The following is a 24,034-nucleotide window of genomic DNA, read 5'->3' as shown; positions in this document are numbered from 1 at the left end:
GCCATGGGGATCATCGCTGCAAGGGACTTGTCGGAAATGATCGAGCGCAGGTTGAGGAGCGTTGGAAACGTGTTGGGCAACAGGATCGAGAACAGGACGATCAGCGCGACGGTGATGATCGGCAGGCCGTAGACCGGCAGGAGCCGCGTGAGCTTCTGCGGCAGCGAAGCGCCGGCGAGATCGGCGCGCGTCGGCTCCAGAGCGTTCGACTCGATCGAATTCATTCCCATGCATTCCTCCCGACGGGCCTCTCGTCGGCCCCTGCGATTGTCCCTTACGCGGCCTCGGAGGCCGAGGCGGCGGTGATCAGGGCTTCGGTCGTCAGATCATCTCCGGCGATCTCGGTGATGATCCGGCCGCGGTTGAAGACCAGCGCGCGATGGCAGATATGCGCGACTTCCTCGAAATCGGTGGAGACGACGACGACAGCGAGTCCCTCTGCGATGGCGCGCGCGATGAGCCGATAGATCTCCGCCTTGGCGCCGACATCGACGCCGGCGGTCGGATCTTCGGCCACGAGCAGCTTGCGGCCCGTCGCAAGCCATCGCCCGACGACGACTTTTTGCTGGTTGCCGCCTGAAAGTCCTTCGATTGCGAGATGCGGATCATTGGGCCGCAAACCCACCATGGCGCCGAGCCTGATGGCCTCTTCCGCCTCGCGCCGCGGCGCGAGCACATCGAACAGGCCGCGTCCGGAGGCGCCCGGGTTGAGGAAGACGTTCTCCCGGATCGACAGGGAGGCGGCGATCGATTCCTCTGTACGGTCGCGGGCAACGAGACCGATGCCAGCAGCCATTGCCGTCACCGGGCTGGACAGATCCGGCACCGAGCCGTCGATGCGGATCTCGCCGCGATGCGCCACCGCGCCGAACAGGGCGCGGCCTACTTCTTCCTGGCCGGCGCCGCGCAGGCCGACGAGGCCCAGGAGCTCGCCCTCGCGCACGTCGAAATCGACCGGCCCGGACTTCGGGGTGATCAATCCTTTCACCGTGACGCGGGTCGTGCCGGAGTGGCAGGCGGCTTTCTCGAACATGTCGAGCAGCGGCCTGCCGACGATCTGCCGCACCAGATCCTCGGGTGAGGTCTCGCTGATCGCATTCTCACCGACAAGCTGGCCATCGCGCAGGACGACAACGCGGTCGGCGATGCGGAAGATCTCGTCGAGCCGGTGCGACACGTAGATCATCCCGACGCCTTGCTGGCGCAAGCGCCGCAGCGCTGCAAACAACCGCTCCACCTCATCCGCAGGCAAGCTCGCCGTCGGCTCGTCGAGCACGAGGAAATCGCATTTGACGACGAGCGCCCGGGCGATGGCGACGAGCGATTTCTCGGTGCGCGACAGGCTCGATACCCGCGTGGTCGGATCGATATCGCAGCCCACCAGGGCGAGAGCCTTGGTTGCGCGCGCCTCGGCGCCGCGCCAGTCGATAAGGCCGAACGGCCGCGTCCGCGGAAAACCCTGGGCCAGCCCGACATTCTCTGCGACCGTCATCCATTCGACGAGGCCGAGATCCTGATGGATGAAGGCGACCGGCTGGTGATCGGCACGGCCACCCGGGGCATGATGATAGGATTCGCCTGCAATCGTCACCGCTCCGGCATCTGGACGATGGATGCCGCCGAGCACCTTGATGAGAGTCGACTTGCCCGCGCCGTTCTCGCCGAGCAAGGCGACGATTTCGCCTCGCTCGACGCCGAATCTGACGCCTTTGAGTGCGCGCGTGCCACCGAAAGACTTGACGATTCCATCAAAGCGCAGCGCACCCGACGCCATCCTTAGGTCCCCCTCCGCGATCGCCGGCCGGGGCGCGAACGATTGCGAGGATCCCGCAACCGGCGGCCGAGCTCTTTACGATGGCGAGCTTATTGTTATCGATAACATCGTAGCCGGTTAGTGGGAGCTGTCAAGCCGTGCGGCTCAGGTGCTTTCGCGTTCAATGACCTGGAAGGGGACAATCAATGTCTCTGGCCCCGGTGTTCGTTTCTCCCGAACGTCGTCGAGGGCGCCGAGCAGGACGCGGCCTGCCTCTAGCCCGATATTGCGGCAATCGACGGCGACAGTTGTGATCCTCGGCCAGCAGCAGCGCGAAACTTCGAAGTCGCCGAAGCCGGCAACCGCGATCCGGCCGGGTACCGCCCAGCCGCGGCGGTGGCACTCCATGATCGCGCCAAAGGCAGAGAGGTCGGATACGCAAACGGCCGCGTCCACATCAGGCCACTGCTCGATCAGGTGGACGATGGCTTCGCCGCCCTGTTCCATCGAGATTGGCGGATTGCCGAACGAGATGGTGCGCCCGGGTGGCAGGCCGAGCTCTTCGACTGCCCGCTTGTAACCGAGCCGGCGGTCGGCGCCGCGGGTGTCGCGCCTGCTCGCGCCGCCGATGAAGGCGATGTTGCGGTAGCCCTGATGGTAAAGCCGGTGCACGAGCGCGCGTGAAGCCTCGGCGTTGGAGAAGCCGACGACATGGTCGATCGGATCGGCGGGCAGGTCCCAGGTCTCGACCACCGGAATGCCGGCGGATTGCAGCATCCGGCGCGCCTTTGGCGTGTGCCGGCCGTCGGTGACGATGATCCCGTCGGGCCGGCGCGTCAGCATGGCCTGCACGAGTTGCTCTTCCTTATCCATGTCGTAGTCGGTGTAGCCGAGAAGCATCTGGAGCCCTTGGCTTTCGATTGCCTCGGTGATGCCGCGAGCGGTATCGGAGAAGTTGGAGTTGTTGATCGAGGGGATGAGCACAGCTACGAAGCCCGTCCGTTTCGAGGAAAGTGCTCCAGCGGAAAGGTCGAGCACATATCCGAGTTCTTCGACGGTCGCGAGGATCCGGCGCCGCGTTTCCTCGGAGACGGCACCGTCGCTCTTCAGCGCACGTGAGACGGTCATTGCGGAAACCCCGGCCCGTGCCGCCACCTCCGCCATGGTCGCCGGCCGCTTTGGGCTCTTCCTGATCTGAGTCCGCTTCATCTCAATGCAGTCTTTGCTTGGTGAACGTAGTCGGGATCGAAGCCGGCAAGCCGTCTCTGCCGAAGGATTTCGGTGCTGCAGCCGCGATGCCGAACGAGTTTATGGTATCGATATCAATCACCGCAATGGGGTCGATAGTAGAAAGGGTTCCAGGCAAATTGGCGGGAAACCGGCACGCAAGATCGAACGCATCCGGAACTACCTTCGCCTCACGGCGGGGGTTCGTGTCGCCACGCGAGCCACGCGGCAATCCGTATGCGCTACAGCATCGGTTCGAACTGGCAGTGAACGAGCAGTTCGGAAACGGAGGCGTTGTTCGGCAGCATGAGGGCGGTTTCGACGAGGCGAGCGATATCGCCCGGCTGGCTCATCTCATGGCGGGGGATCTCGTCGTCCTTCAGCGTCATGTCGGTGGCGACATAGCCCGGGCAGATGACGGTGGCCCGGATTCCTGCCGCGCGTCCCTCGCGGCGGATACCGTGGGTGAGAGCGACGACGGCAAATTTGGTCATGGCATAGCCGACATTGCTTCCGACGCGCTTGCCGGCGAGTGACCCCAGATTGATCACCCGCCCATGACCACAGGCGGCAAGATGGGGAAGGGCGGCCCTGACGAGGCGCAACGGACCTTTGACGTTGACCCGCCACATCTCGTCCAGCTCATCCTCGCCATCGTCGGACACGCGAACCCTGGGATTGATGCCCGCAGCATTGACGATGGCGTCCACACCGCCCCATCGCGCGATCGTTGCCTTGACCCATGATACCGGGCTCTCCGCGTTCTCCGCGTCGTAGCGGTGTGTCATGACCCTATCGCTCTCCGCGAGACGGCTGGGATCACGAAGTCCGGCCGAGACGCGAAAGCCCGACGCCACAAGCCGGTCGACGACGGCGCCTCCGATGCCGCGCGAGGCGCCGGAGACCATGACGATCCGATTGTTGACCTCGAGCATGTGCGGCTGTCTCCAGGGGGAAGGGTTAGCAAAAGACCGCGCGAATCTAACGGGACGCCGCTTACAGCCAGTAAGAGAAATTCGCTCTGCCGGTATTGGTGGCCCTTATGGCGTCGGCCGCCGAACCGGCCTCAGTTATCGGCTGTCCTTATGTGGGCAGACCGAATCCGTTCTATGCGTGCGCGTTCCCATGTACGTAGTGTTCCCGATCGCAAGAGAGCCGTGTGGATGGGATTTTCGGACTATCGAACGGCGTTGGTGACGGGCGCATCCTCAGGCATCGGGGCTGCGACCGTGCGTCGCTTGAGGGGCGAGGGGCTCGACGTCTACGCGGTCGGGCGTGATGCGGTCCGGTTGGCGGCGTTATCGTCCGAGACGGATTGCCACGTGTGCGCCGTGGATGTGGGCAATCTCGACAGCTTGACCGCGCTGGCGCAATCGGCTGCGTTCGATATTCTGGTCAACAACGCCGGTCAATCGCGGCGGGGCAACATCCTGGACACCGCACCTGATGACGTCGACACGCTCGTCGACGTAAATTTGCGGGCCGTCCTGCATCTCACACGTTTGATCGTGCCCGGCATGGCCAAGCGTGACTGCGGCCACGTCGTCAACATCTCGTCCATCGCCGGCCACTACGCTTTCGGCGAGAATGCAACGACGTTCAACTCATCCGTCGCCTATCACGCGACCAAGGCGGGCATCCATTCGCTGTCGCAGCAATTGCGCATCGATCTCTACGGCACGCGCGTTCGCGTCACCGAAGTATCGCCGGGTCGGGTTGCGACCAGCATTTTCCAGCATCCGGGCGTCGCAGAGGACGACGACAGCCGCTTCATTGGGGCATTCGAGACGCTTCAGCCTGAAGATATTGCCGACGCCATTGCTTTCGCCGTGGGATCGCCGGCTCGCATGAATGTCGCGATGCTGGAGGTCGTTCCGACACTCCAGGTCGTCGGCGAGCTCGGATTTGCGAGCCGATCCGAAGCCGCGCGGCTAAGAGAGAAGAGAAACGGAGTATCAAATGCCTGAACTTGCAACGCGCCTCAAGACCGTGAAGGTGTCCGCTTCGGCGGCAATGACGGATAAGGCGCGCGAGCTGCGTGATGCGGGCGTCCAGATCGTCAGCCTGTCGTCCGGGGAGCCCGACTTTCCGACGCCGCCGCACGCGATCGAGGCCGCGCATCGGGCTGCCCTGGTGGGGGATACCAAATATCCGGCGATGCCTGGAACCGTGGCCCTGCGAAAGGCCGTCCAGCGCAAGTTCAAACGCGAGAACAATCTCGACTATGCGCTCGACGAGATACTGGTCGCCAATGGTGGCAAGCAGATCATCTTCAACGCCCTGTTTGCCACCTGCGATCCGGGCGACGAGGTCGTCATCCCGGCGCCGGGCTGGATCACCTATGCGGATATCGTGCTCCTCGCCGAGGCAACACCCGTCGCCGTGCCCTGTCCGGAGAACAACCAGTTCAAGCTTCGGGCCGCCGACCTCGAGGCCGCGATCACCCCCAAAACCAAGTGGCTGATCCTCAATTTCCCGAACAATCCGACCGGCGCGGCCTGCACCCGCGCCGAGATGCGGGCGATTGCCGATGTCATGTTGAAGCATCCCGACGTCTGGATCCTTACCGACGACATCTACGAGCACCTCACCTATGACGGTTTCGAGTTCTGCACCATCGCGGAGGTTGAGCCCAAGTTGAAGAATCGCGTCGTGACCGTGAACGGCGCGTCCAAGGCCTACGCCATGACGGGCTGGCGCGTCGGCTATTGCGGTGGGCCCAAGGACCTGATCGCCGCCATGACCAATGTCCACGGTCAGGCGACCGGTGGCATCTGCACCCTGAGCCAGGCTGCTGCCGTCGCCGTTCTCGACGGTCCGCAGGATTTTCTGAGAGAGCGCGCCGATATTTACCGCAACCGGCGCGATCTGGTGGTCTCCCTCCTCAATCGGATCCCCGGAATCACGTGCCACAAGCCGCAGGGCACGTTCTACGTCTTCCCCAACATCGCTGGTTGCATAGGCAAGACGTCGCAAGGAGGGCGGCGACTGGACACCGACGCCGACTTCATTTCGGCGCTGCTCGAGGAGCAACATGTCGCGGCCGTTCATGGCGGGGCCTATGGAATGAGCCCATACTTCCGGATTTCCTACGCGACCGACACCGAGATCTTGAAGGAAGGGTGCCGCCGCATCGCGAATTTCTGCGAAGCCTTACGCTGACGGTGAGAGCGGATACTGGTGAGCGATCGGTCCCTTGTCGCTCGCCGGCATTGTCGCCGCCGCAGGCGCATCGATCGAAGTTTGGGCGGAGAATGCCAAACCGATTGTCATAACCGTTTGCAATGGCCCTAAACCGAGACAATCTTGGTGCCGTAGGATGTCGACACATAAGCTTCATCTAAAGAGGGGTAGGCCTTGGTATCGCACAGTCGAGGACGGCCAGCGATGACCACCAGCGACGATGCGGTGGCTATATTAGATGCCCAGCCAGAGATCCGGCAGGGATCGCGGTGGCGCCTGTATTTGCCCGCCGGGCTCCTGGCGCTCCCGTTGCTGCTTTTCCTGACTTACTTCTTCTTCTATCCCGCGATCACGCTGCTGCTGTCGAGCATCCAGACCCAGAACAGCCAGGGGATCATCGGGCGGCCGTTTACGCTCGCGCACTACGCGCGGCTGATTAACGTCGATCTCTATTCCCGGGTGTTCTGGAACACGCTGCGGATCAGCGTGATCACCTCGGCGCTTGCAACAGTGCTTGCCTATCCGGTCGCGTTGGTCATGGTCAAAAGCCGCCCCCTCGTGACGCGGATCATCACGCTCATCGTCATCGCGCCATTGGTCGTCAGCGTTGTCGTGCGCGGCTATGGATGGCAGCTCATTCTTGCAAACGGTCCGAAGGGGATGCTGAACTGGATCCTCATGACGCTGCACATCACCGACGGGCCGGTGTCGGTCCTCTACACGGAGATAGCCGTCGTCATCGGATCGCTGCACGTGTTCTTCCCGATGATGGTGTTGCCGCTGGCCTCGGCGCTCGGCAAGATCGATCCGAACCTGGAAGACGCGGCGCGCATGCTTGGCGCGCCCTGGTGGAAAGTGTTCCTCCGGGTGACACTGCCGCTGAGTATGCCCGGTTTCGTCGCCGGCTTCACCCTGGTGTTTTCACTCACCGCCGGATCCTTCGTCATTCCGGCGATCCTCGGTGGCGCCTCCGCGATCATGCTCGGCAACCTGATCGAGCAGCAGATCTTCGTCGTGTATGACTGGCCGTTCGGCGCTGCGATCGCGGTGATCCTGGTTGGCGTCGTGTTTGCGGTCAACGGCTTCTCCATGTGGCTTCTCGAAGGCCGCCGTCTGCGGAGGGCAAGCTGATGGACGAGCGCTTCTCAGGCCTCGGCGCCTTCATCCTCTATGCGATCACAACCGCCATGATGATCTTCATCCTGGCGCCGCTCCTGCTCGTCATGGCGGTGTCGGTCTCCGACTCCTATTTCGTGACGTTCCCACCGCAAGGTTTCACGCTGAAATGGTACGCCAAGGTCCTGGGGGATCGCGACTTCCTTGAAGCGATGCGGCTCAGCATCCTGCTCGCACTCGGTACGACCGCGGGCTCGCTGCTGTTCGGTGTGCCGGCCGCCTTTGCGCTGGTGCGCGGAAACTTCGTCGGCCTGGCGGCAATCAAAGGGTTTCTGCTGTCGCCGCTCATCTTCCCCTCGCTGGTGACGGGCCTGGCCCTTCTTCAGGTCCTGACGAAGCTTGGATCCCAGGACGCGCGGCTGAACCTGCTGATCGGGCATATCGTCGTGACGTCGCCCTACGTCATCCGCACCGTCGTCACCAGCCTCCAGCTCGTTGACGAGAACCTGGAGGACGCCGCGCGCACGTTGGGGGCCAATCGGCTGCGCACCTTCTGGCGCGTGACGCTGCCGCAGATTGCATCCGGGGTCGCGGCCGGCGGACTGTTCGCCTTCATGGTGTCGTTCGACAATTATCCGGTCACGATGTGGCTCGCCAATTCCGAATATTCGCCCGTGCCGCTGGTGCTGATGCGGCAACTGGTCAACGTCTTCGATCCTTCCGTTCCTGCGATGTCGACGATCATCATCCTGATGGCGATGGTCGGTGTCCTCTTGCTGGAGAAGTTGGTGGGCCTTCGCCGTGCGCTGGCCGCCTGATGTTTGTTCTTGAATGGAGATTTGACCCATGAGCGTGACACGTAGGACTCTCATCAAGGCCGGTGCAGCCACGATTGCATTCCCGTCGATCATCAGCCGGGCATCGTCGCAGGATGCCAAGCAGGTCCATATCGGCGTCTACAACTCCGCGCTGGGCAAGCTCATCCAGAAGGAGGTCATTCCCAAGTTCGAGGCGGAATTCAAATGCCGCGTCTTCACGATCGAGGGGGCGACGCTCTCCAATATCGCCGCGCTTCGCGCGACCCGTGACGCGCCGCGGTACAGCGTCATGATGATGGACGATGTCGGCATACCCCAGGCGAAGCAGGAGGGGCTCATCGACAAGCTCGACGCGAGCAAGATCCCCAATCTCGAGAAAGTATATCCGCGCTACATCTTCGAGGAGGGCTACGGAGTCGGGTTCTCGATCTCCAGTGCAGCCCTGTTCATCAATCCGCAGGTGACCAAGCCGATCGAGAGCTATGAGCAGATCTTCGATGCGAAGTATCGCAAGCAGATTCTCCTGAACACGCCCAAGAATACCCAAAGCGTGCTCATGCTCATCGTCGCAACATCGCTGGCGACGGGCAAGCCGCTCAAGGAGGCGCAGTATCTCGTCGACAACGGCTGGGACAAGCTGGCTGCACTCAAGCCGAATGTCCTCACGATCTATGACAGCGAGGCGCAGGTGCTCCAGGTTGCGCAGGGGCAGGCGACGATCGGCGGCATCGAGTATTCGAAGGCGATCTATCCGCACACGGCTAAGGGCATGCCGATCGACATGACGTTCCCCAAGGAAGGCGCGTTCACGGGCATCAACAGCATGACTCTGGTCAAGAATGCGCCGGAGCCGGAATTGGGTGCGGCATTCATCAACCGGATCCTGGAGCCGTCGGTTGCCAAGATGCTGTCCGAGCAGACGCTCAGCGCGCCTTCGGTCAGCGGCATCGACTTCAAGCCGGAGACGGCGAAGTTCCTCGCGTACCCCGATACCAAGGCGACCGATCTCGGGCTCTTCACGCCGGACTGGAAGTTCATCGTTCCGCGCCGCGGCCCCTGGCTGGAGCGCTATAATCAGGTGTTCACGAGCTGAGCGGAGCAGCCATGAAGTCGTCCGAGGTCAGGCTTGAACGCCTCTGCAAGGAATACAACCGCATGGTCGCGGTCGACAACGTGTCCCTGACGATCGAGCCGGGCCACATGATCGCTCTGCTCGGTCCAAGCGGATGTGGCAAGACCACCTGCCTTCGCATGATCGCCGGCCTGATCCATCCGACTTCCGGCGACGTCTTCGTGAACAATCAAAGGATGACCGGCGTCCCGGTGCATCGTCGCAACGTCGGCATGCTGTTTCAGAACTACGCGCTGTTTCCGCATCTCACCGTCGAGGAGAACATTGCATTCGGCCTCGAGATGCGCGGGATCGCCAGGGCGGAGGCCGCGCAGAAAGTGGCTTCGGCGCTCAACCTCGTTCAGCTATCGAACTTCGGGAAGCGGTATCCCGCCCAGCTCTCCGGTGGCCAGCAGCAGCGCGTCGCACTGGGGCGGGCCCTGGTGATCGAGCCGGCGATGCTGCTGCTCGACGAGCCGCTGGGAGCGCTGGACAAGGGGCTGCGCGAAAGCATGCAGGTGGAGTTGCGGGCCCTCCAGCGCCGGCTGGGTTTGACCACGATCATGGTGACGCACGATCAGGACGAAGCCCTGACAATGGCGGACCAGATCGTGGTGATGCGGGACGGCAAACTCGAGCAGGTCGGCTCCGCAACCGAGATCTACCAACGGCCGACGTCGAAGTTCGTCGCGAAGTTCATTGGTGCCTCCAATCTGTTCGAGGGCCAGGTCGAGCAGCGGAATGGAAACGGCGCAATCATCCGTGTGTCGCAGGGTTTGAGCCTGTTGGTCGACGAGGTTCCGGCGTCGGCCGCCGACGTCATGGTCTCGATCAGGCCGGAGGCCATCGTCGTCGAGGAGGCCGGCCAGAGCGGTGCCGTGGGTCGCCCCAACAGCGTCGCTGCGCGTGTCGATCAGGTCGTCTATCGCGGCTTCGTCAGTCACTATTATCTGAAGATGGCGAGCGGCGAGCAGCTCATCGTATTCGAGCAGAATCAATCGCAGCAGTCCGGCTTCCGTTACTCGGTCGGCCAGGAAGTCGTTGCAAGCTGGAATGCACCGAGCAATCACGTGATCGCGCGTCACTGACCTTTGGACGCGCAAGAGGCGGGCAGGTCGCGCAACGCAAGTCGACGCGCGTCAGGCCGCGTCCGCAACTGAGCCGCCTCGCCAGTGATCGATATCCGCTATACCGGCAGAGCGATAACGTCTTGGATCGCATCGTGCCGGATACCTAGATTGAAGATGGCGACGCTCTGCCGTGCGCCGTTTTCCGGGGTAACCCTTGTCGATCAATCATCATGCCTCTCCCTTCGTCGGCGTGCTCGAGAAGGATCCGAAGATCAGCCTGATCGGCACGCTGGCGATGCTGGTGGAAGCGCCGGGAGAGTTCGACCTGGTTCAGCAGGGACGGATCTGGGCTCTTGCCGACGCGCTCTCGTCCTGGCCCAACGTTCAGGAAGCCGTTGTTGGCGTCACCAACGTCATGCTCGCATTCGAGCAGCCACCGGATGATATCGACGCGCTGGGAGCGTCGCTCATCGAACTGTGGCATCGACTCGCCCCGCGCAACGCCGACGGCAAGCTGATCGAGATTCCAGTCGTCTATGGCGGCGAACTCGGCTTCGACCTGCCGGCAGTGGCCGCGCGCGCAGGCTTATTGGAGCGCGAGGTGATCAGGATCCACAGCGAGGGGGAGTACACGGTCTGCGCGATCGCAAGCTCGCCAGGCTTCGGCTACCTCCACGGCCTCGATCCACGCATCTACATGCCGCGCAAATCCGTGCCGTCGCTCAACATGCGCGCGGGCTCGGTGACCATCGGCGGGATGCAGACCGGCGTCGCTGCCCTGGACAGCCCGAACGGCTGGAACGCGATTGGCTGGGCTCCCGTAGCGATGTTCGATCCCCGGCTGGAGCAGCCGTCGCTCATGATGCCAGGCGACCGTGTCCGGTTCAGAATTGATCGGATTGAGCTATGATCGAGATCCTCGCCAGCCACGCCTTCAACACCATTCAGGACCTCGGCCGTCGCGGCGCGCGCCGTTTCGGCGTCAGCCCGTCCGGCGCGATGGATCCCGTCGCGCTCGAAGCCGGAAATGCGCTGCTCGGCAACGACGGTGATGCCGCGAGCATCGAGGTGCAGACCTTTCCGTTCCGCCTGCGCTTTCTGGCAGACATGGCGTTTGCGCTCACGGGGGCCGATCACGACGCGACGCTCGCCGGCCGGACCGTCCCACCCTGGTGGTGCATGCGGGCCAGCGCAGGAGACATTCTCACGATCGCCTCGCCAAGGCGCGGTGCGCGCGTCTATGTGGCGTTCGAAGGAGGCATCGACGTGCCGCGCGTGCTGGGCTCGCGCAGTACGCATCTGCGCGCCGGCTTCGGTGGACTGGAGGGGCGCCCCTTGCAGGCAGGCGATATCGTGCCGACCGGGAGCGCACGGAATGATGCGTCCAAGCACGTCGACTTCGGCGCCGAGCCGCCTGATATGGCAATTGCCGGTTCCGAGCCCGCGGAGGACCGCGTGTTGCGTGTGCGTGTCATGCGCGCCGGAGAGCACATACTGTTTTCGGAGGCGATGCGCGCGACGTTCTGGTCGACGAAGTGGAAGATCAGCGCCCGGAGCGACCGGGGAGGATATCGTCTGACCGGAGGCAAGCTGACATTGGCCGCACCGGTTGAGATGCGCTCGCACGGCGTGGTGGCAGGCGTGGTGCAAGTGCCGCCGGCCGGTGAGCCGATCATCCAGATGAGCGACGCCAACACTGCCGGGGGCTACCCGAAGATTGCCGCCGTGATCCAGGCCGATCTCTGGCGGCTCGGTCAGGCGCCGCCGGGTTCATTCATCGCCTTCGAGGAGGTCGGCTATCAGGACGCCGTCGCAGCCATGGCACCCGTCACCAGCTATCTTGCCGGGCTACGCGCAACCGCCGACCTTTATCGCGCACTTTGAGATGGACGGCCGCAACAAACAAAGGATGGTGCAAACATGAAAATCGGCATCAATTCGGACATGGGCGAAGGTTTTGGCAATTATCGCATCTGCGACGATGAGGCGCTGATGGGTATCGTCTCCTCGGCCAATGTAGCTTGCGGCTTCCATGCCGGCGATCCCATCATCATGGATCGCATGGTGCGGATGGCCAAGGCGAAAGGGGTTGAGGTCGGCGCCCATCCAGGGCTGCCGGATCTTCTCGGGTTCGGTCGCCGAGTGATCCAGATGGACGCTACCGAGCTCGAGAAGCACATGGTTTACCAGATCGGTGCGCTCCAGGCGATTGCGACCAATGCCGGCCATCGCGTGACCCATGTCAGCTTCCATGCTGCGATGGGCAACATGGTGAACGCGGATCCCGACATGGCCGACGTCGTTGCGCGTGCGATCGCGGCCATCAATCGCGACTTCATTGTATTCTCACAGCCTGACGCCGAGATCGTGCGTGCCGCGCGCAAGGTCGGCTTACGGGTGCTGACGCTGTTTCTCGCCGATCGCGCCTATGATGAGAATGCGCACCTCGTGTCCCGCAAGCTCCCCAATTCGGTCATTACCTCGCCGGAAGCCGTTGCGGAGCGGGTTACCCGCTTCCTGGACAGTGGGACGGTGAAGACGATCGAAGGCAAGTCGATCAAGGTCGACGCGCGCTCGATTCTCATTCACAGCGATACGCCCGGCTCCGTGAACCTGGCGGCCACCGTGAGGCGCGTGGTAGAGCAGGGCGGCGGCGAAGTTGCGCCAGCGACAGTATTGGTCGGGTAATCGCGATAGTTGCGGGTAGGTCGCGTACCGTCGCTCAGGTCAGGCGGTCTCAGCGGTCGGACGAATGCTGGCGATCGGCGTTCCGTAGCCGACCATCGCGCCTGCCTCCGCGGTGATCGCATCGAGGATGCCGGCGGCCGGCGAAAGCACGGGTGCATAGAGCAGCCCGATCTTGACGAGGCCGACGATCGCGCCGGCTTCGATCTGCTGGCCGGGTTCGGCGAACGGCTTCGCCCGCCACGGGTGCGTGGCGAGAAAATGTCCGGCAACATCCGCCTTGGCAATCACGAGCGTCTCTTCGGAAGAGCTGATTGCGTCGGCGCGCACCGACGATGTCATGCCGATCGCGCTCGTTTCCATGACGAGCTTCAGGGACTGTCCCTCGTCGTCGATCTCGATCGATGTGACGCCGGACGTCTCCAGCAACTTCGCCAGGCGTTCGATATGGGTCATGTCTATCGGCATCCTTGAAGCTCCGCGAAAAGGCGAACATCGGCCCTGAGCCGATCGAGATAGACCGAGACTTCGTCCTCTGCTGCTAGCGCGTCCGCATAGGCCGTCTGCTCGAAGCGCAGTGTGCTGCCGAGCCGCGCCTGTGCAACGCGCCACATGTCGGCCTTGATCACGGTCGCGATTTTCGGATAGCCACCGGAGGTCTGCGCGTCGCGCATCTGTATGATGGGCTGCCCGTTCGGCGGGATCTGGATGACACCCGGGACGATGCCGTGAGACCGCTTTTCGATCGGCGAGACTGGATTTACCGCGAGGCCTTGCAGCCGATAGCCGTAGCGGTTGCTCTGTGGCGTGATCTTCCAGCCGCTGCGCCAGAACAATTTTTGCGCGGTACTATCGAACGCGTCGTATTCGCCAGCGATGATGACCCTGACGGTGGTATCGCCGGCCGGCATGTTCGGTCGGGCGAGAACGAGATCGGCCGGCCCGACCCCGAGATCGCTGGTCTCCGCGGACGGGTTGGGCGCGGCGCAAGGCAGGACATCACCCGTTTGTAACGGTCGCCCCTCAAAGCCGCCAAATTCGCCGCGAAACTGCGTACTGCGCGATCCCAAAACGACGGGGACGTCGATGCCGCCGCTCAGGGTGAGATAGCTTCGTGCACCACGGGACATCGCCTTGATGGTGAGAATCTCCCCGGTGCGGGCTCGCGATCGCCACCACGGCGGGATTGCGCGGCCTCCGACGTCGGCCTCGACCTCGGCGCCCGTCAGCGCGAAGGCCATATCGCGGCCAAAGCGAAGCTTGAACGGGGTTACCGGGATTTCGATGCCGGCCGCGTTCTCGTCGTTGCCCAGGAGAATGTTGCCGGCGCGCAAGGCGACGTCGTCCATCGCGCCCGACGTGCCAACCCCGAACCGATACTGGTCGAAGCGCCCCAAATCCTGGACGCTGGTCGGCCCGAGCGCGGAGAGGATCTCGATCAACGAATCACCCGTTCAATCTCGAACCGGATGGTGTCGCCCGGCGCAAGCGCAGCCGGCGTCGTCCAGCACGGATCGAAGAATATCCAGCTCGTGTGCCCGATGGCGTGCCAGCCGCTCGGGCCCGGTGAGGCCGAAACGCCCGTCTGCGATCCTCCGATGGAGACCGAGCCGCCCGCGGAGCGCTGGAGCGGAGTCTGACGCCTGGGCATCGATATCCGCGGATCCATGCCGCCGAGGTAGCAATAGCCGGGGTGGCTGCCCAGCGCGAAGACGGTGTAAAGGGGCGCAGCGTGGATAGACACCACGTCGTCGATGGACATGCCGCAATGATTGGCAACAGCCTGGAGCGAAGCGCCGATTTCACCGCCATAGGTCACAGGCAGCCTGATCTCGCGGCCGCCGATCGTGAGCTCCTGCGCTTCATTCCAGGCATCGTTGAGCGCGGCCATCAAGGTACTCGGATCGCGCGGCGGCGTCTCGAAGGTCAACATCAGGTTCGTGATGAGGGGAATTGCCTCGCGGATTCCCGGCCATTTCGAGGCCGTCGTTGCGAGGGTCCAGATGCGTCGCTGGTGCGGCAGGTCGAACGGGCCGGGCGCCTCGAACAAGATTGCGGTCGTCCCGAGCAGGCTGATCCGGGGCCGGTCGCTCGCCGTCATTGCGCAGCCACCCGCGCAGCCATCCAATGTTCGAGATGGTGGATGTTGCAGCCACCGCGACGGAACGCGGGATCAGCGAGAATGGCCTGATGCAGCGGCACATTGGTTCGGATGCCATCGGCGCGCAACTCGGACAGTGCGACGCGCGCGCGCGCCAGGGCTTCATCGCGTGTGCTGCCATGGGCGATGAGCTTGCCGATCAGCGAGTCGTAGTGACGAGGAACAGGAGCGCCGGAGGCCATGTGAGTATCGACGCGGATGCCTATGCCGCCGGGAACATCCCAGCGCGTGACCGTGCCCGGCGAGGGGGCGAACGTGGCGGGATCCTCGGCATTGATACGAAACTCGATCGCATGGCCGACGCGCCTGATGTCGGCCTGCGCGATCAGCAACGGCTCACCCCGCGCGATGCGGATCTGCTCCTTGACGATGTCGATCCCGGTGGTCATCTCGGTGACGGGGTGCTCGACCTGGACGCGAGTGTTCATCTCGATGAAGAAGAACTGGCCGTCCTCGTAGAGGAATTCGAACGTGCCCGCGCCCCGGTAGCCGATGCGCCGGCAGGCTTCGACGCAGCTCAGGCCGACCTGCTCGACGAGCGCGCGGTCGATGCCAGGAGCGGGCGCCTCCTCGACGACCTTCTGGTTCCTGCGCTGGAGCGAGCAGTCGCGATCGCCGAGCCAGAGATGGTTGTCGTGCTCATCGCAAAGGACCTGAATCTCGATATGGCGGGGCTTCTCGAGGAACTTTTCGATGTAGACGGCCGGGTTCTTGAAGGCCTGGCTTGCCTCCGCACGTGTCAGCGCGAGTGCGTCATCCAGGTCGCGCTCATCGCGCACGATCCGCATGCCGCGCCCGCCGCCGCCGCCGGCCGCCTTGATGATGACGGGATATCCAATCTTGCGCGCGATGGCGCGCACCTCCGCCGGATCATCGGGCAAGGCGCTGTCCGGTCCAGGCACGCAAGGGACGCCCGCCAGCCGCATCGCCCGCTTGGCGGCGACCTTGTCGCCCATGGTCCGGATGCAGTCCGCCGGGGGGCCGATGAAGGCGAGGCCGGCCTGCGCGACGCGTTCGGCGAATTCGGCACTTTCCGACAGAAATCCGTAGCCGGGATGAATGGCCTGGGCGCCGCTGACCTCCGCCGCAAGCAATATCGCGGCTGGATTGAGGTAGGTCTTGCTCGCCGAGGCCGGCCCGATGCAGAGCGCCTGATCCGCGAGGGCAACATAGCGCGCGTCGCGATCCGCTTCCGAGTGAACGACGACCGTCTTTAGGCCCATCGCCCGGCAGGCGCGCTGGATGCGAAACGCGATCTCACCTCGGTTGGCGATCAGGACCTTGTCGAACATCAGGAAGGCCCCGCAGGAGCGATCCGGAACAGCGGCTGTCCTGCTTCGATCTCGTCACCGTTCTCTGCAAGGACAGCGAGGACGACGCCAGATGTCTCGGCGGCGACGTCGATAAAGGTCTTCATCGCCTCGATGATGCAAATTTTCTGTCCGGCCTCGATTCTGGCACCGACCTCGACCAGCGGCGGCGCATCCGGCGCCGCAGCTCGGTAGAATACGCCGTGCATGGGAGCCGATACGATGATCTCGTCGGTGCTCGCAGGGACCGGTGGGCGGGCCGCCTCGCGCCTGGCGACGTGAATTTCCTCCGATCCGGGCTCAGCAGGAAGCAGGGCGGGGACCGCTCCGCGCGCGGGGTTTTTCAGGATGCGAATGCGCGTCCCGTCTTGCGTCAGCTCCAGCTCCGCGATGCGGGATCGCGAGACCAGATTGATCAGTTGTTCGATTTTAGCGAGATCCACGGTGATCGTCCTCTGCGTCGAGTCGCGATCCTTAGCCCTTCGTCCTCAGGTCGCCGTCTGCCGGCTTCTCTGCGCGAAGTTGAGGCCACCGACGACCTGCTGCGTTGGTAGCACCTCCATGAACGCGACGTTCATGCGCGCAGGGGAGCCGATTGCGAAGGCGATCGAATTGGCGATGTCCTCTGGCTGGAGGGCTTCATAATCGTCGAAGAAACGGCGCTTGGCCTCGGCGAGGTCGCCCAGGAGCCGCCCGAAGACTTCCGTCTCCACGCGTGCTGGCGACACCTCGGTCACGCGAACCCTGGTGCCGTAGAGGTCGACGCGCAACTGCTGCGAGAGCGAATGAATGCCCGCCTTCGTCGCGTGGTAGACCGTGTTGCCCCCTCCGAAGGCATAATGGCCAGCGATGGAGGAGATGTTGACCACGTGGCCAACATCGCGCTTCGCCATTCCTGGCACGATCAGGCGCGTGAGATGCAGAACCGCCCGCAAATTGACGTCGATGAGCGCATCGACGTCATCGGGTGTCGTGTCCAGGATGTTGCCGCGCCGGGACTGGCCGGCGTTGTTGATGAGAACGTCGAATTCTGCCGATTGCGCCAGCGCCGCCAGCGCATCGAGGTTGCTCACGTCCACGGCGCATGAGCGGCAGCCGGTCTCGGCCGACAGGGTCGCCAGCCGGTCCGCATCGCGCGCCACGGCGTAGACCTCGAGCCCCTCGGCGCTCAGGCGGCGAACCGTGGCAGCCCCGATGCCCGAGGATGCGCCGGTGACCAACGCCCTTCGATAGTCCGAAAATGCCATTCGTACGGCTCCTCCGTGTATCGTTACCTATAGGCCCGGCCGGTTCCAGATGGTAAGAACATTTCCTTCTGGTCCCATAGCCCCAGCGTATTGCTGCTGCCGCCATGACAACCGCCTTCTCGGGAACCCCGTATTGGATACGCGTCGCCTCGAAGCCTTCGTCAAAGTCGTCGATCTCGGTAGCGTCTCGCGCGCGGCGAAGCTGCTCAACATCGCCCAGCCCGCGCTGAGCCAGCAGATCGCGAGCCTCGAGCAGGACTTCAAGCGAAAGCTATTGGACCGCAGCGCCCGCGGGGTCCGCCCGACCGAAGCCGGACAGATCCTCTACCGCTACGCCAAATCGATCCAGCGGCAGATCGACGAGGCGCGGCGTACTATTTTGGAGAACCGATCGGGGCTGACCGGCAACGTTACGATCGGCTTGGCGCCGCTCAGCTCGGCGGCGTTGCTCGCGACCCCGCTGCTGTTGCAGGTACGTGAACGCTATCCCGGCGTCGTGCTGCACATTTACGACAGTTCAGGGATCATGCTCAGCGAAATGATGCTGAAGGGCAGCATGGATATGGCTGTCCTGTACGGCGATCGTCCGGTGACTGGTCTCGACTACAAGCCGCTGATGCGCGAGTACTTTTATCTTGTCGCGCCTCGCAGCATGTATGCAGGGCAGATGCCTTCGGAGGAGGTTTCGGCGGAGGAGGTCGCGCAATTCGACCTGCTTCTTCCATATCGGGAATCCTTCCTGCGACAGACGGTCGAGCGGGTCTGCGCCGAGGTGGGGCTCCGCCCGCGCATCGTCGCCGAGATCCATTCGCAATCGACCCTGTCTTCGGCGATTGCAGCCGGAATGGGTGCTGCCGTGCTGCCGATGTCCATCGCAAAGGCATTACCGAACCTGGATGAGCTCTGCATTCGACGGATCGATGCGCCGTCGGCGTCGCAGCAAATGTCGCTATGCATTTCCGATAACGTTGCCCTGTCCGACGCAGCGTTCGCGGTCTACAAGATATTGCTGGAGATCATCGCGAAGGAATGGGGACAGTTCGATTGCCTGGCTGATCCGAATGCCGTCACCTCAGGCTCCTCCACCAAACCTCTGGGCGGTTCGGAAGACGAGCCATAACGAAATACGATGCGGCAATCCCAAAATCTGAAATTCTCCGGCGGGAGAGGGTCGACTATTGGAGGTGAGGTGCAGAGATTGCGGCCGTTGGAGGGACCATGGTTCACGTTATCAGGACATTCGATCGGCCCGCGGCTGAGCTTGTGGAACGCATCAAGCAATTCCCGCCGTCGACCCTGCATGAGGCTCAGGGGCGGACCGGGGCGCTGACGTCCCGGATCAAGCCGATTTATCCGGGTATGCGCGCTTGCGGGCCGGCATTCACGGTCAGCTGCCACCCCGGCGACAACATGATGCTCATTACCGCGATCTCGCTCGCTAAGCCGGGCGATGTGCTCATCGTGAGTGCAGGCGACCATCCCGAGCAGGGCGGTTTCGGCGAGGTGCTGGCGACAGCCTGCGTGGCCAAGGGGCTTGCCGGCCTGGTGACAGATGCCGGCGTGCGCGACGGTCCGGCGATCCGGAATACCGGCTTCAACGTGTTCTCGTATGGCCTCTGCATGAAGGGGACCGTGAAGGAGACGCTCGGCTACATCAACCAGCCGATCGTCATTGGCGGCGTTGCGGTTCGCCCCGGCGATATCGTGAGCGCCGACGATGATGGTGTCGTCATCGTGCCGAAGGACAACATCGCCGATGTGTGCACCAAGTCGGCCGCGCGCGAGGAGAAGGAAGCCGGCGTGATGAAGGCGCTCAAGGCCGGCGGCGACATTCTCGAACTGTCCGGCATCGGCAAGGTGCTTGAGTCCAAGAATTGCACGTTCGCCTGAAAAGCGGACGGCTAGGCGATCATCGCTTACGGGAATAGCACGGCCTGAGGGGACCACATGTCGGCTGTTCTCGGCTCAGGCGAGCATCGCTATCGCGTCGTAGAGAACTGGGCAAAGCTGCCGGATGGCTGGCAGCTCACCGACGTCGCCTCCGTCGCCGTCGACAGCAAGGACCGCATCTACGTCTTCAATCGCGGCGTCCATCCGATGGTGGTGCTCGACCGTGATGGCAATTTCCTGCGGAGCTGGGGCGAAGGTCTGTTCACCCGCGCGCACGGACTGCACATCGACAGTGACGACAATCTCTATTGCACCGACGATGGCGACCACACAGTGCGCACATGCACGACCGACGGCAAGGTGCTGCTGACGATCGGCATTCCCGGGACGGCGGCGCCGTTCATGAGCGGCGATCCCTTCCACCGCTGCACTCACACCGCCCTGTCGCGGAAGGGCGAGATCTACGTCTCGGACGGCTACGGTAATGGGCGTGTGCACAAGTTCACCCCGGACGGCAAGCTGATCATGAGCTGGGGCGAGCCCGGCACCGATCCTGGGCAGTTTAATATCGTGCACAACATCGTCACCGATGTCGACGGCTTCGTCTACGTCGCCGACCGTGAGAACCATCGTGTCCAGGTGTTCGACGGTAACGGCAGATACGAGACGCAGTGGAACAACCTGCATCGGCCGTGCGCGTTATACTGCTGTGGCGGCCGACGGCCGACCTTCGTGATCGGCGAGTTGGGGCCAGCCATGGCCGTGAACCGCAAGGTGCCAAATCTCGGCCCGCGCCTGTCGATCGTGGATGCGCAGGGCAAGCGCATCGCACGGCTTGGTGGCGAAGACGGCCCGGGGCTGGCGAGTGGTCAGTTCTTGGCGCCGCACGGCGTCGCGCTGGATTCGAAAGGCGACCTCTATGTCGGCGAGGTCGGCGTCACCGACTGGAAGGCGAACTTTCCGGATGTCGAAATGCCCGCGGTCGTTGGCACGACACGCTGTTTGCAAAAGCTAGAGCGCGTGCGGGAAGCGAACTAGCGCCCCCTTCGGCTCAAGCCAAGATTGTGATCTTTCGCTGCATTTGACGCGCACACGGGGTTGCGAGTTCGCTCGCGCTGAATTCCGCGTGTCAAGCCCGAGGGGCATGGCGAGGATTATCAGGAAAGCCGTCGTGCCATTGGGATGCTGCCACGCGTCCCCACGCGCGCGTTTCTAATGTCCGGCGCTCTGTCCGCCGTCGACGTGCAGGATCTCGCCGGTGGTGAAGGCGGCACCTTCGAGGTACAGCACCGCATCGACAACATCGCGCACCTCTCCCATCCGTCCGACCGGATGCAGCTTGGCAAGGAAGTCGTACGTTTCGGGTGCATGCATCGGCGTCTTGACCGCGCCAGGTGCCACGGCGTTGACGCGGATACCCTTGCTCGCATATTCGATGGCGAGCGACTTCGTTGCCGCATTCAAGCCGCCCTTTGTGAGGGCGGCCAGCACCGATGGGACGCTGCTGACCGCATGTTCGTCGAGGCTGCTCGTGATCTGCACGATATGCCCGGATCCTCGCTTCAGCATTTCCTTGGCTGCGCGCCGAGTGACATGGAAGAACCCGTCGAGATTGATCCCCAGCAAGTGGGCGTAGTCTTCGTCGGTATAATCGGTGAATGGCTTTGCGACGAAGACGCCGGCGTTGTTGACGAGGGTGTCGAGGCGGCCGAAGCGGTGGATCGCCTGCGACACGATGCGTTCCGCCGTGTTCGGATCGGCGATGTCCCCGGCAACTGCCAAGATATCCGGATCAGACGGCTGTCTGATCGAGCGAGAATTCGCGACCACACGAAAATTGCGATCGCGATATGCCCTGACCAAGGCTTCGCCGATACCCTGCGACGCTCCGGTGATGATAGCGACTTTCTGCTCTGTACCCATGATGGACCTCCATGTTTTTCGGTTGAAGCGGCGCGTCGCCGCGCTGGTCGCTTCGCTATTGTGCGGTCCAGCCGCCATCCACGGAAATGGTCGTGCCCGTGATCTGGTCCGCCGCAGGCGAACAGAGGAAGGTCACGGTGCCGCCAAGCTGTGAGGGAGAAACGAAATCCAGGGACGGCTGTTTCTCGGCCAAAAGGTCCCTGGCCGCCTCCTTCTGATTTATGCCCCTTTGCGTAGCGATATTGCTGATCTGCTTTTCGACAAGGGGTGTTCGTACCCAACCCGGACAGACTGCGTTGCAGGTGACGCCGCTGCCGGCTGTCTCCAGGCCGACCACCTTGGTCAGGCCGACCAGTCCGTGCTTGGCTGCAACGTAGGCGGCTTTGTGTGTTGAGGCGACAAGACCGTGCGTCGAAGCAATATTGACGATCCGTCCCCAATGCTGCTTTTTCATCTGGGATACCGCCGCGGCGATTCCGTGAAACGCAGCGGACAGATTGATGTCGAGAATTGCGTGCCACTTGGCGGCAGGAAATTCCTCCACCGGCGCGGTGAACTGGATGCCGGCATTGTTCACCAAGATGTCGAGGCGTCCGAACTTCTCGATCGTCGCGGCGATCAATCTGCGCACGGCTTCCGCTTTTGACATGTCGGCGCCGTCGTAGACGACGCGCACGCTGTGCTCACGTTCGATGCCGATGCGGATCTTCTCGATCTCGTCGGCATCCCCGAGGCCGTTCAACACGAGGTCGGCGCCGAGCCTTGCCAATTCCTTCGCGATGCCCAGGCCGATGCCGCTGGTCGATCCGGTGACGATGGATACTTTTCCCTTCAACATGGGGAATTCCTTTCGATGTTTGAGACAAGAGAATCAGGCGGCGGTCGCCGCCTTGGTTTCAGTGGGCGCCGCCGCCGGCGTCGATGCGGTCGGGCTTGGTGAGTATGAGCGCCGCGATCAGGGCGACGATCTGTGAGATGCCGAGCAGATAGAAGGCGTCGCTGAAGCCGAGGATGAACGCCTGCTTCTGGATGACCTTGCCGATTGCGACATAGGCGCGATGGGCGGCATCGACCCGGTCGATCACGCCGTGGCTGATGAAATACTGTGTGAGCTGATCGAGCCGGGTGCGGGTTGCTTGCTCGAACATCGAGACCGATTGCATCAGGACGTTGGAGTGGTACTGCTCGCGCTTGGTCAGGAGCGTCTGCAGGGCAGCGATTCCGATCGCGCCGCCGAGGTTGCGCATCATATTGAACAAAGCTGATGCCGATCCTGCGTTCTCCGCTTCCATTCCTGCAGTCGCAACGCTCGATAGCGGCGCGAAGACCAGGGCCTGGCCAAGCGCGCGGATGACGTTCGGCCAGAAAAGCTGATCGGCCGCATAGTCGTTCGTCATGTAGATGTTCATGAAATTGGAGCCGCCAAACAGCACAAAGCCGATGCCGATGACGAGGCGCGGATCGAACCGCTTCATCAGGCGAGGTACCAGCGGGATCAGCACGAGCTGCGGCAGGCCAGTCCATGCCAGCACCATGCCGATCTGCTCGGAGTTGTAGCCCTGGATGCGGGACAGATAGACCGGCAGGACATAGACGGAGCCATACAGCGATACGCCGAGCAGGAAATTCGCCAGCACGCCAAAGCCGAAATTGCGGCGGAACAGGATGCGCAGGTTGAGCAATGGTTTCTGGGCAGTCAGCTCGATTGCGAGGAACAGCGTCAACGCAACCGCGGCGATCACGGCCAGCCGAACGATGAAGGGCGAGCCGAACCAATCGTCCTTGTTGCCTTCTTCCAGGACGGTCTGAAGCGCGGCGAGCCCGATCGCCATGGTGATGATCCCGGCCCAGTCGCCGTCTCGCAGCAGCGAGAGGTTCATCGGCCTTGCTTCCAGAGAGAAGAAGAGCATACCGATCATGATCGCGCCGGGCACGACGTTGACGTAGAAGATGTATTCCCAGCCGAAATTCTCGGTGAGATAGCCGCCGATGGTCGGACCGATCGCGGGTGCGAAGGTCGCGGAGATCGCGAACATCGCCAGCCCGATCGGCTGCTTCGCTTTCGGCAGGAGCGTGATGATGAGCGTGAATGCCATGGGGATCAGCACGCCGCCGGTAAATCCTTGCACCGCGCGCAGCGCGATCATCTGCGGCAGGTCTTGCGCGAGCGCGCAGGCTGCCGAGAAGACGAGGAACAGAACGGCGTTGGTGAGGAGATAGACTCGGACCGAGAAGACCTGGGCAAGCCAGCCGCTGAGCGGAATCACGACGATTTCGGCGATCAGGTAGGAGGTCGAGATCCACCCGCCGTCGTCGATGCCCGCACCGATCCCACCCTGAATGTCGGCAAGCGAGGCGTTGACGATCTGGATGTTGAGTACCGCCATGAACGCACCCATCGTGGCTCCGATCACTGCGAGCCAGGTTTTTGCTGAGACGGCGTGGGCCGCAGGTAGCCGATCCTCGCTGGCGGGAGTGGCATCGATCGTGGTTTGCAATGTGGTCATGACGGTTTCCTCGCTCGCGAGGCTGGATAGGGG

At 63.0% G+C, this 24,034-nt stretch carries 24 protein-coding genes and 1 pseudogene; 12 read left to right on the top strand and 13 right to left on the bottom strand.

Features of this window, described 5'->3' with window-relative positions:
* From Q2941_RS43520 to Q2941_RS43505, 4 genes and pseudogenes are all read right to left on the bottom strand, one after another.
* Positions 1 to 224: pseudogene (locus Q2941_RS43520) on the bottom strand (ABC transporter permease); the annotation flags it as partial.
* A 50-nt stretch (positions 225 to 274) separates the two neighbouring features.
* Entirely contained in the window at positions 275 to 1,774 is a 1,500-nt protein-coding gene (locus Q2941_RS43515; protein WP_458196369.1) for a sugar ABC transporter ATP-binding protein, read from the bottom strand.
* A gap of 144 nt (positions 1,775 to 1,918) precedes the next feature.
* The gene (locus Q2941_RS43510; protein WP_027526152.1) at positions 1,919 to 2,917 is read right to left on the bottom strand and encodes a LacI family DNA-binding transcriptional regulator; all 999 of its coding nucleotides are present in this window, start codon (positions 2,915 to 2,917) and stop codon (positions 1,919 to 1,921) included.
* Positions 2,918 to 3,222: 305 nt separating this feature from the next.
* Complete coding sequence (locus Q2941_RS43505) at positions 3,223 to 3,915, bottom strand: SDR family NAD(P)-dependent oxidoreductase (RefSeq protein ID WP_027526153.1); 693 nt, start codon at positions 3,913 to 3,915, stop codon at positions 3,223 to 3,225.
* 228 nt (positions 3,916 to 4,143) lie between these two features.
* Here Q2941_RS43505 and Q2941_RS43500 point away from each other — a divergent pair, with 228 nt between their 5' ends.
* From Q2941_RS43500 to Q2941_RS43460, 9 genes are all read left to right on the top strand, one after another.
* Entirely contained in the window at positions 4,144 to 4,947 is an 804-nt protein-coding gene (locus Q2941_RS43500) for an SDR family oxidoreductase (protein WP_254113026.1), read from the top strand.
* Complete coding sequence (locus tag Q2941_RS43495; protein ID WP_458196368.1) at positions 4,940 to 6,142, top strand: pyridoxal phosphate-dependent aminotransferase; 1,203 nt, start codon at positions 4,940 to 4,942, stop codon at positions 6,140 to 6,142. The genes Q2941_RS43500 and Q2941_RS43495 overlap by 8 nt, the downstream gene beginning before the upstream one ends.
* A gap of 225 nt (positions 6,143 to 6,367) precedes the next feature.
* Positions 6,368 to 7,294, top strand: a complete 927-nt coding sequence (locus tag Q2941_RS43490; RefSeq protein WP_051390008.1) for an ABC transporter permease — start codon at positions 6,368 to 6,370, stop codon at positions 7,292 to 7,294.
* Positions 7,294 to 8,097: an ABC transporter permease gene (locus Q2941_RS43485; RefSeq protein WP_027526157.1), complete on the top strand. Its 804-nt coding sequence runs from the start codon at positions 7,294 to 7,296 to the stop codon at positions 8,095 to 8,097. Before Q2941_RS43490 ends, Q2941_RS43485 begins: the two co-directional genes overlap by 1 nt.
* 28 nt (positions 8,098 to 8,125) lie before the next feature.
* A complete protein-coding gene (locus Q2941_RS43480) occupies positions 8,126 to 9,190 on the top strand; it encodes an extracellular solute-binding protein (protein WP_458196367.1) in 1,065 nt (354 codons plus the stop codon).
* Positions 9,191 to 9,201: 11 nt separating this feature from the next.
* Positions 9,202 to 10,296 carry an ABC transporter ATP-binding protein gene (locus Q2941_RS43475; protein WP_458196366.1) on the top strand — a complete coding sequence of 365 codons (1,095 nt, stop codon included), beginning with the start codon at positions 9,202 to 9,204 and terminating at the stop codon, positions 10,294 to 10,296.
* A 196-nt stretch (positions 10,297 to 10,492) separates the two neighbouring features.
* Positions 10,493 to 11,188, top strand: coding sequence for a 5-oxoprolinase subunit PxpB (pxpB, locus tag Q2941_RS43470; RefSeq protein ID WP_027526160.1), 696 nt, complete (start codon positions 10,493 to 10,495; stop codon positions 11,186 to 11,188).
* The gene (locus tag Q2941_RS43465; protein ID WP_254113023.1) at positions 11,185 to 12,162 is read left to right on the top strand and encodes a 5-oxoprolinase subunit C family protein; all 978 of its coding nucleotides are present in this window, start codon (positions 11,185 to 11,187) and stop codon (positions 12,160 to 12,162) included. The genes pxpB (Q2941_RS43470) and Q2941_RS43465 overlap by 4 nt, the downstream gene beginning before the upstream one ends.
* Before the next feature lie 36 nt (positions 12,163 to 12,198).
* Positions 12,199 to 12,966, top strand: coding sequence for a LamB/YcsF family protein (locus tag Q2941_RS43460; RefSeq protein WP_458196365.1), 768 nt, complete (start codon positions 12,199 to 12,201; stop codon positions 12,964 to 12,966).
* Between the two features lie 39 nt (positions 12,967 to 13,005).
* Here Q2941_RS43460 and Q2941_RS43455 read toward each other — a convergent pair whose 3' ends face one another.
* From Q2941_RS43455 to Q2941_RS43430, 6 genes are read right to left on the bottom strand one after another with little or no spacing between them, the layout of a single operon-like run.
* Positions 13,006 to 13,419: an acetyl-CoA carboxylase biotin carboxyl carrier protein gene (locus Q2941_RS43455; protein ID WP_051390009.1), complete on the bottom strand. Its 414-nt coding sequence runs from the start codon at positions 13,417 to 13,419 to the stop codon at positions 13,006 to 13,008.
* A gap of 2 nt (positions 13,420 to 13,421) precedes the next feature.
* Positions 13,422 to 14,405, bottom strand: coding sequence for a 5-oxoprolinase subunit C family protein (locus Q2941_RS43450; RefSeq protein ID WP_458196364.1), 984 nt, complete (start codon positions 14,403 to 14,405; stop codon positions 13,422 to 13,424).
* On the bottom strand, positions 14,402 to 15,064 hold the full coding sequence (gene pxpB / locus Q2941_RS43445) for a 5-oxoprolinase subunit PxpB (protein ID WP_027526164.1): 663 nt from the start codon (positions 15,062 to 15,064) through the stop codon (positions 14,402 to 14,404). The genes Q2941_RS43450 and pxpB (Q2941_RS43445) overlap by 4 nt, the downstream gene beginning before the upstream one ends.
* Positions 15,061 to 16,416 (bottom strand): acetyl-CoA carboxylase biotin carboxylase subunit, encoded by a 1,356-nt coding sequence (gene accC, locus Q2941_RS43440; RefSeq protein ID WP_458196363.1) that lies wholly within the window; start codon positions 16,414 to 16,416, stop codon positions 15,061 to 15,063. Before accC ends, pxpB (Q2941_RS43445) begins: the two co-directional genes overlap by 4 nt.
* A complete protein-coding gene (accB, locus tag Q2941_RS43435) occupies positions 16,416 to 16,877 on the bottom strand; it encodes an acetyl-CoA carboxylase biotin carboxyl carrier protein (protein WP_254113020.1) in 462 nt (153 codons plus the stop codon). The genes accC and accB overlap by 1 nt, the downstream gene beginning before the upstream one ends.
* A 45-nt stretch (positions 16,878 to 16,922) precedes the next feature.
* Positions 16,923 to 17,681 (bottom strand): SDR family oxidoreductase, encoded by a 759-nt coding sequence (locus Q2941_RS43430; RefSeq protein WP_458196362.1) that lies wholly within the window; start codon positions 17,679 to 17,681, stop codon positions 16,923 to 16,925.
* A gap of 133 nt (positions 17,682 to 17,814) precedes the next feature.
* On the opposite strand from Q2941_RS43430, the gene nac reads away from it, so the two are divergent.
* The 3 genes from nac to Q2941_RS43415 all read left to right on the top strand — a co-directional run bounded on the left by nac (position 17,815) and on the right by Q2941_RS43415 (position 20,609).
* Positions 17,815 to 18,801, top strand: a complete 987-nt coding sequence (nac, locus tag Q2941_RS43425; RefSeq protein WP_051390010.1) for a nitrogen assimilation transcriptional regulator NAC — start codon at positions 17,815 to 17,817, stop codon at positions 18,799 to 18,801.
* A 98-nt stretch (positions 18,802 to 18,899) separates the two neighbouring features.
* Entirely contained in the window at positions 18,900 to 19,571 is a 672-nt protein-coding gene (locus tag Q2941_RS43420) for a 4-carboxy-4-hydroxy-2-oxoadipate aldolase/oxaloacetate decarboxylase (protein ID WP_027526168.1), read from the top strand.
* Positions 19,572 to 19,628: 57 nt separating this feature from the next.
* Positions 19,629 to 20,609: a peptidyl-alpha-hydroxyglycine alpha-amidating lyase family protein gene (locus Q2941_RS43415; protein WP_458196361.1), complete on the top strand. Its 981-nt coding sequence runs from the start codon at positions 19,629 to 19,631 to the stop codon at positions 20,607 to 20,609.
* A 174-nt stretch (positions 20,610 to 20,783) separates the two neighbouring features.
* On the opposite strand, the gene Q2941_RS43410 is transcribed toward Q2941_RS43415, so the two are convergent.
* Genes Q2941_RS43410 through Q2941_RS43400 form a run of 3 tightly spaced genes read right to left on the bottom strand, consistent with a single transcriptional unit; the run spans position 20,784 to position 24,001 of the window.
* Positions 20,784 to 21,494, bottom strand: coding sequence for an SDR family NAD(P)-dependent oxidoreductase (locus tag Q2941_RS43410; protein WP_027526169.1), 711 nt, complete (start codon positions 21,492 to 21,494; stop codon positions 20,784 to 20,786).
* A 55-nt stretch (positions 21,495 to 21,549) separates the two neighbouring features.
* Positions 21,550 to 22,332, bottom strand: a complete 783-nt coding sequence (locus Q2941_RS43405) for a 3-hydroxybutyrate dehydrogenase (protein ID WP_458196360.1) — start codon at positions 22,330 to 22,332, stop codon at positions 21,550 to 21,552.
* Between the two features lie 58 nt (positions 22,333 to 22,390).
* Complete coding sequence (locus Q2941_RS43400; RefSeq protein WP_458196370.1) at positions 22,391 to 24,001, bottom strand: MDR family MFS transporter; 1,611 nt, start codon at positions 23,999 to 24,001, stop codon at positions 22,391 to 22,393.
* Positions 24,002 to 24,034 lie beyond the last annotated feature (33 nt).

It is taken from the genome of Bradyrhizobium sp. UFLA05-153 (assembly GCF_054185185.1).
Note: the sequence above shows the minus strand (reverse complement) of the source record. Positions and strands in the feature narration are given on the sequence as shown.